At 62.0% G+C, this 7,203-nt stretch carries 3 protein-coding genes; all 3 read right to left on the bottom strand.

The features are described from left to right. Positions 1–48 precede the first annotated feature (48 nt). Genes CDN36_RS19955 through CDN36_RS19945 form a run of 3 tightly spaced genes read right to left on the bottom strand, consistent with a single transcriptional unit; the run spans position 49 to position 7,162 of the window. Positions 49–3,591: an Eco57I restriction-modification methylase domain-containing protein gene (locus CDN36_RS19955; protein WP_287497701.1), complete on the bottom strand. Its 3,543-nt coding sequence runs from the start codon at positions 3,589–3,591 to the stop codon at positions 49–51. After that, the gene (gene drmD, locus CDN36_RS19950) at positions 3,588–6,728 is read right to left on the bottom strand and encodes a DISARM system SNF2-like helicase DrmD (RefSeq protein ID WP_287497700.1); all 3,141 of its coding nucleotides are present in this window, start codon (positions 6,726–6,728) and stop codon (positions 3,588–3,590) included. Before drmD ends, CDN36_RS19955 begins: the two co-directional genes overlap by 4 nt. Positions 6,729–6,748: 20 nt before the next feature. Continuing rightward, positions 6,749–7,162, bottom strand: a complete 414-nt coding sequence (locus CDN36_RS19945) for a very short patch repair endonuclease (RefSeq protein ID WP_256161651.1) — start codon at positions 7,160–7,162, stop codon at positions 6,749–6,751. Between the last annotated feature and the right edge of the window lie 41 nt (positions 7,163–7,203).

Below are 7,203 nucleotides of genomic sequence, written 5' to 3'. Positions count from 1 at the left end.
CATGTCGGTTGCTTGCATGAATCCGAGTTGAGGGTGGTGCAGAAAATTTCAAGTGCGCAAGGGCCGGATCAATAGCGAGATGGCATAGAGGTCATCCCGCTCCATTCCGATCAGAAGTACCTTGTTCGTGTAGATCCAATCGGACGGAGCGAGCATGCCAACCGGGTACTTTGTGTTCTTTGAGTAGCCGATGAAATTTCCGCGCTGCCGTATGCGCCGCATCAGGTCGGCGCGGTGGTTCCAGAACTGCCACCAACGGTCGATCAAACCTTTGTAACTCTTGAGAGCGGCGACCGTGCGAGTCGGTTGCACTTCTTCGACGATGAAGCGATGGGCGATCGGCCATCGTCTGGCGATCTCGTCCAAACTGCGATCACCGATATCCAGCGCCCATCGACCGATGCGATTGAGCGCCGAGCTCGTGATGTCGTCACCTGTGATGTAAGGACGGAGCAGGCTGTCCGGTTCATTCTGGAGTCGCTCAAACCAGGGGCTGTCCGGCGTGATGACGAATGCCAGACCTTTGCTGTTGTTTACACCTTCGAAAGCAAAGAGTGCATCCGGCAGGGTTTGTGGGGCCCAGACATCCGAGGCTTCTGGCTCCAGCCTCGGTCCGATGCGAGCACACTTCCGGCCATCGGCATCGCATTCGGCCGGCCATTCGCCCTTGATGAAACCAACGATGGCAACCACCACGGCTGCCGTGCCGGGCCAAGGCATGCCTTTCTTGGCGAAATAGATCATGCCGTTCTGAACCACTACACCGAGGCCGACATCGATGGCACTACCCTCGGCGATGTTGCTGGTCGCGAGCAGCCCATAACAGCCATCGGTTCGCAGCAGGTCGACGGCGCGACGATGGAAGACCACGCACAAGTCGATCTTGCCCGGAGATGCACCCAAGACCATCTGGCACTGCCATTGCAGCTTGTCACCCATTGCGCTTTTCCAGAGGCGGTTGCCCAGGAACGGCGGGTTGCCGACGAGAGCATCGAATCCGGAGAGCGATCTCGCAAAGACCTCTGGAAATTCCAGTGGCCAATGGAACGGCAAACGTCTTGTCTTTTCAGGAGGGAGATCGGCGCTCAATGCGTTGTGCGCTCGCCGAATCATGGTTTCTATCGCGTCGCGCTTACCATCGACGGCCTGCCCGGCGTGAATCGCGAGCGTGCCGACGGTACTGGACAGGACGTTGGCATTCCCTCCCGAAGAAAGCACTTCGGCGATGAACGCATCGGCGATGCGCTCCGGCACGTCGAGCTTCTGGCGTGCATCGGCATCCAGTCGCGCCATAGCCTCGACGTCACGGATGTCCCGGATGGGCATCTGGCGCAGCGCTTGCCGCAATTCGATCGCCTCGCGCACGGCTTGTTCGATGTTCTGCCCGAACAGGCGTTGCTGACCTTTCCCGGTCGGCGTCATGGTGAGTTCGGTGAGCTGATCCAGCCGATGAATACCGAGCAGGCTGTCGCCACAACGTAGGTTGTGGTCCAGAAAGCCGAACGGCCTCCCCTTGGCCAGCGTCACCAACCAGATGGAGAGTTTGGCGAGTTCAACGGCCAAGGGGTTCAGGTCCACACCGTAGAGGCAGCGCTCGGCGATGAGACGGCGAGCGATCACGGTGCGTGCCTCGGTGTCGCGGGGCAGAGGCTCCTTGGTGTGCGGCACATCCAGGACTTCGCCATCCACGCTCACCGGATTTCCACTGCATTCAGCCAGCGACCAAGCCTCGACCAAGCGGTCCGCCAGCCAGCGGCAGGCCTGCACCAGGAACGCGCCTGAGCCCATGGCCGGGTCGCAGATCTTCAGGTCCAGCAGTTCGGCGGGGGATTTGAGCTGCCACTGCTCACGCGGGGTGCCTTCGGCTGGCCCCACATAGGCGATCGGCGTCAGGGTCTCGGTGACGATGGCCTCGGTGAGCGATTTCGGCGTGTAGTGAGTGCCAGTCTCGCGACGGTCGGAGCCGGTAGTGACGATGAAGGCACCGGCGGGGTAGACCAGCGGATAGCCCCAGGGGTCGGTGCGCACCAGGTGGGCAAACGGCTTGATGCGATTACGGAGATTGGTGTCCCCATGGCAGGCGGCGAGCAGACGATCGGCAAGGGTATCGTCGACCGGCTTGGCCAGATCGTTGCGCACACGGCTGGCGGAACTGCCGGAGCGCTCCTGGAGCAATTCGGCAAGACGTTCAGCGCCGTCGAGGCGGGCAGATTCCAATTCGGCCAACTTGACCCAGGGCGCCTTGGCGCTCTTGGTGCCATTCAGTTCCAGCGTGACCTCGGCGGTTCGCTTGACGGTACGCTCCAGCAAGCCCTCATAGACATAGCCGATCTGTTCGACGTCCAGTGCGCGGTAGGACAGTGTTCGGCCCTGGAACTGCTGGATGGCCTCGAGCAACAGCAGCACGGTGCGGTTGTCGATCGGCAGCGGCTTGGCGATGTCAGTGCGCCAGTCGGAGCCCTTGGCGCGGCCCTCGAGGAAAGGAAAGCGATCCGGGTCGAACAGCGAGCCACCCAGTGCGGGCAGACGCAGATTCTCATGCTCGATACCACCAAATACGGCGCGGAAGATGGCCAGCAGGCGCGACCAGGCATCCCAGCGGCGTTCGAGGATCTCCTCGGATTCCTTGCGCAATTGCATGCGCAAGGTCGAGAGTGCGTAGTTAGCCTCGTAGCGTTCATCGCCGAGCAACAGCAAGCCACGCTCCTCGGCGGAGAGCAGGAACACCAGCCGCATCATCACCGTCAGCGCGGCCTCGTAGAGCACGGGCTCCTTCACGTCGCGCAGCAACTCGCGATCGCGGTCCTGGTCGGCCTTGTCGAGCGCCTGGATCAGCACTTCCACGGCGCGCCGCACCTGCTCGCCGAGGGCGTCGGTGACTTCATCCTGATACTTCAGTGAGCGGTCGAACAGTGCCGGCAGTTGCTCGGCTTCATCGACGAAGAAGCGACGAATGCCCAGCAGGTGCACGAAGGCTTGCAGGGTGATGGGCTCCTGACTCCAGATGCGGGCGTACCAGCTGGCGAAGGTGGTGACGGCGCCTACTGGGGCGTCGACCAGCATCCAGCGCTCGCCATTGGTCACTAGCCCGAGGCGGCAGCCTGTGGCGCGGCACAACTGAACCATGCGGTCAGCTGGAGTGGCGGCCCATCCGTCCAACTTCAGGGTGGCGTCGAGGTCGACATCCTGGCCGTAGGTGTGGATGTGCATCAGCGGCTTATTGCCACGCTGCTCATCGATCACAGCGAGATCCGGAGCCAGCATGACGCCATGCTCTGGCAGGGCGGCACTCAGGTTGGCCGCACACCAGTCGGCGCGCTTCAGGACGTCGGCTTTGCCATCCTCATCGAGTTCCAGGCCACGCGCCAATACCTCATCGATCCAGGCGGCGTGCAGCTCGGGAAATTGTGGATCATCCGTCTCGAGCGCCTCACGCCATTCCTCGTAGGCCTGTCGCAGCCGTTTGCGCTTGATTCCGTCGAGCTCTTCCAGGCCTTGGGGAAAGGCCTCCTTGAGAACGGGAACGGCGAGGAACGGACCGGAGATCTCGATCAGCGCCAGCCAGTCGTGGTGCAGGTCGTGATTGCTCATACCGCACCCCCTTTCATGGCTGATTCTGGAACCAGGAAAACGACTGCAACCGGGAAGGTGCGATCATCGAGCTTGGCATATCGGGTCTCGATGGCCTGGACCTCCTGGATGCGCTCGGCCGGAATGCGCGCGAGGCGCGCCTCCAGCGCGGCGGTATCGCGCCTGAGCTGGGTGCGCTCGTCCTCGGTGAACAGCGACATCTGCTCGGGCTGCTGGTCCTTTTTCAGTTCACTCTGGATCGCCTTCTCGAGCTCGTCCAGCACGGCACCGATGTCGTCCAACTCTCGTTGCTTGCGGGTCTGCAGTGTGTTGGCCAGGAACTTGAGTCGATCCTTCGAGCGGGCGTCGACTGCCTGCAGGATGGCGGGTCGAGTGCGATCGAAGCGCACCCGAAGGGCATCGAACAGCGAATCGTTCGCTGTGATGGGCTGCGCCTCGTCCAGCCACTGCTGGACACGCGTGACGCCCTCTTCGCGGCGGAACGACTGATCGCGCAGATAGCCGCCCGAGACGGTCAGTTCCTCGTGAAGGCGATGGTGGTTGCCACCGGTGATGACCAGCCGCGAGATGACGACCACAGCCGGACCATCGATGCTGCCATCCGGCAATGTGCGCACGGTGACGCGATGGAGTTTCTTCACGTCATCCTGCGCCCAGACCTCGGCGCGCAACAGGCGCAGACACATCTGCACCAGGCGATGGTTCAGGTGGACCAGCACGACGTCGTCTCGCCCCTTGGCCACGGCGTGGTCGAAGGTGATGGGGCGTATCTGCTGGGTATGCGGGTGACGCAGGCCCTCCAGACAGCGCGCCCATGATCCCGAGAGGGGTGGCATCCTGAATGCGCTGCCTTGGGGTGCATCTGCGAGGGCGACGGGTTCCAATGGGGGGCGGCCCGCTAGCGCGAGACCAGTCTTCACCGCCATCTGGATGTGATCGGGCGTGAGGTGAAAATCCTGCTGGGTGGCGAGTAGTCGTTCATGGAGCTTGGCGACGCGCTCTTTCAGCTCGCGTTCGGCGCGCACGAAGCGCCTGGCCTTGGCAATCTTGGCCTCCGCGAGGCGGGTGTCCAGATCCTTCAGCGAGCCTTCGATGAGCCCGGACATCTGGGGCGCGATGACCGGATTGACGCTGCCCATGTCGGCGCGCATCGACTCCAGTTTGCGCAAGGCACGCAGGATGTCTTCGCCGTGGCCACCGACCGATGCATGGCCTTTGTCCCCGCCGTCGACCGGGTGCCAGATCAGCACCTCTTTCTCGCGTTGTCCGTGACGGTCGATACGCCCGTTGCGCTGCTCCATCACGTTGGGGTTGTAGGGGATCTCCAGGTGGATGAGGCAATTGCAGTGGTTCTGCAGGTCGATACCTTCGGAGGCCGCATCCGTGGCGAGCAGGATGCGGACGGGGGAATCCTTGGGAGATGCCTGGAAGGCTGCCTTGATGGGCTCACGCTCATCCTGAGTGAGTCCTCCGTGGAGCAGACCGAGTCGTTCGCCACCGAAACCATGGCTGGCGAGGATCTCGTGCATCCACTGGTGGGTGGTGCGGTATTCGGTAAACAGGATCACCCGGCGATCGTTCCACTGACCTCCCGGTTTCAGATTGGCTGAGAGCCAATCGAGGATGGCTCTGGCCTTGGAATCGGTCTGGTTCTTGGCGCGCTGCGCCCATTGCCTCAAGTCGGCCAGCATCCGTTGTTGCTCTTGCGTCAGCGGTTGGGAGCGGCGGGATGCCTCCTCGACGGCCTCCGATTGAGCATTCTCGACTTCCTGGTCGTTGGCGTAATCCTCGTCTGCTTTCAGGATGGCTTTGCGCAGGATGCGCTCGGCCATGGCATCTCGAGCTTTGGGCTTGGCGCCATTCGACAGCGAGGCGACGTGCTTCTCGAGCGTGGAAGCGAACGCGGCGGGCGACGAGAAGATGCGCTTTTTGAGCAGTTGATTGACGAACGAAGTGCCGAATGTGCTGCCGGTCTTCTCCGCGTCTTTTTCGCGGCTGGCACAGTAATCGTTCAGCTTCTGGTGGATCTCCCGTTCCTCATCCGTGTATGGGACCGCCAGCGCCTGGAGCTTGCGCTGGGCATACAGGGGTTTGCCGTCAGCATCGACGAGATCGCTTTTCAGGCGACGGATCATCACCTGACTCAACTGCTTCTCGTCAGGGAGGATGTTCCGGGCGAAGCGCTGGTCGTCCAGCAATTCCAACAGTGAGGTGAACGACTCGGTGTAGCCGTTGTGCGGTGTCGCGGTCAGGAACAGCCGATGTTGGAAGTGTGGACTGATCGCGCGGATGAAGCGCGTGCGCTGGCTCTCCAACGCGTAATGTGCACCTGCGGCGGGTGCGATGTTGTGCGCTTCGTCGACGACCAGTAGATCGAACTTGCGCGGATGGCCGGCATGCGGCGGAAGAACATCGCGCATGGCGCGCAGCCCCTCGCTGCTCTTGACCCAGTCCATCGAGGCAATCAAGCGGGGGTGAGATGTCCACGGGTTGGCGTGGATGCCGCGTTCGCGCCGCAATTGCTTGATGTAGGCGGTGTCGACCACGCGGAATTCGAGGCCGAACTTTTCGAGCATCTCGACACGCCATTTCTCCTGGAGCGAGGCGGGGCAGATGATCAAGACGGTACGAGCGCGATGCCGTAGCAGCATCTCCTGGATGACCAGACCGGCTTCGATGGTCTTGCCCAGACCGACGTCGTCGGCGATGAGCAGATTGACGCGGGCCATGTCGATGGCCCGCACCAGTGGATCGAGCTGGAAGTCCTCGATGCTGACGCCGCTACGGAACGGTGCCTGCAGAAATCCTCGATCGGCATTGGTGGCGGCCCCCCAACGAACGGCGTCGAGGAAGGCTTCGAGGGTGTCCGAGTCGTCCTGCCCGGTGATGGATGGAAGTCCCGCACGCTCGATGACTTGTGCGCCGGGTTCGATCTCCCAGATGACTTCCAGCTCCTCGCCGAGACCGTCCTCGTCGATAGAGGACAGCGTCACGCAATTCTGCGAGGTTGAACCCGATTCCAGTTTCGAAGAGGCGACATCTGCCACGACCCATTGACGCCGACGAACCTCGACCAACTGGCCGGGTTCCGGGCGGGCACGATAGGTCTGGGGTTTCCGTTCATTCGAGATTTCCATGCGGTCTGCCATCTTCCTGTTCAGTTCTTCTCGTTTGCGCCAGAGGATGTACAGCGCCTTGCTTTCGCCATGGTGACCGCCTTTGCCACCCTGTCGCTGGCTTCGATCGGGGATTCGTGTTCCCAGAACCGCAGTACCGTCCAACCGATTCTCTGGAGCCTCGAATTCGTGTCTGCATCCCGGAGCCGATTCGTTTCGATCTTCTGCCGCCAGAATTCCGCATTCCGTTTCGGCCAGGTGGCATGCTCGGGGCACCCGTGCCAGAAACATCCATCGACGAATACGGCGATCTTCAACCCTGGGAATGCCACGTCGGCCACGCGACGAGGCTTCTTCAGGACCTCGTAACCGACTCGGTAGCGCAGGCCTCTGCGGTAGAGCTCACTTCGTAGGGCGATCTCGGCATCAGTCCCTTGCTGCCGAACCTTCGCCATGCGGCGACTGGTCTCGGGGGACGAGGGGTGTATGCGCGACA

The sequence above is a fragment of the Pandoraea sp. CB10b_02 genome (genome assembly GCF_002216225.1).
GTDB lineage: Bacteria > Pseudomonadota > Gammaproteobacteria > Burkholderiales > Burkholderiaceae > Pandoraea > Pandoraea nosoerga.
Note: the sequence above shows the minus strand (reverse complement) of the source record. Positions and strands in the feature narration are given on the sequence as shown.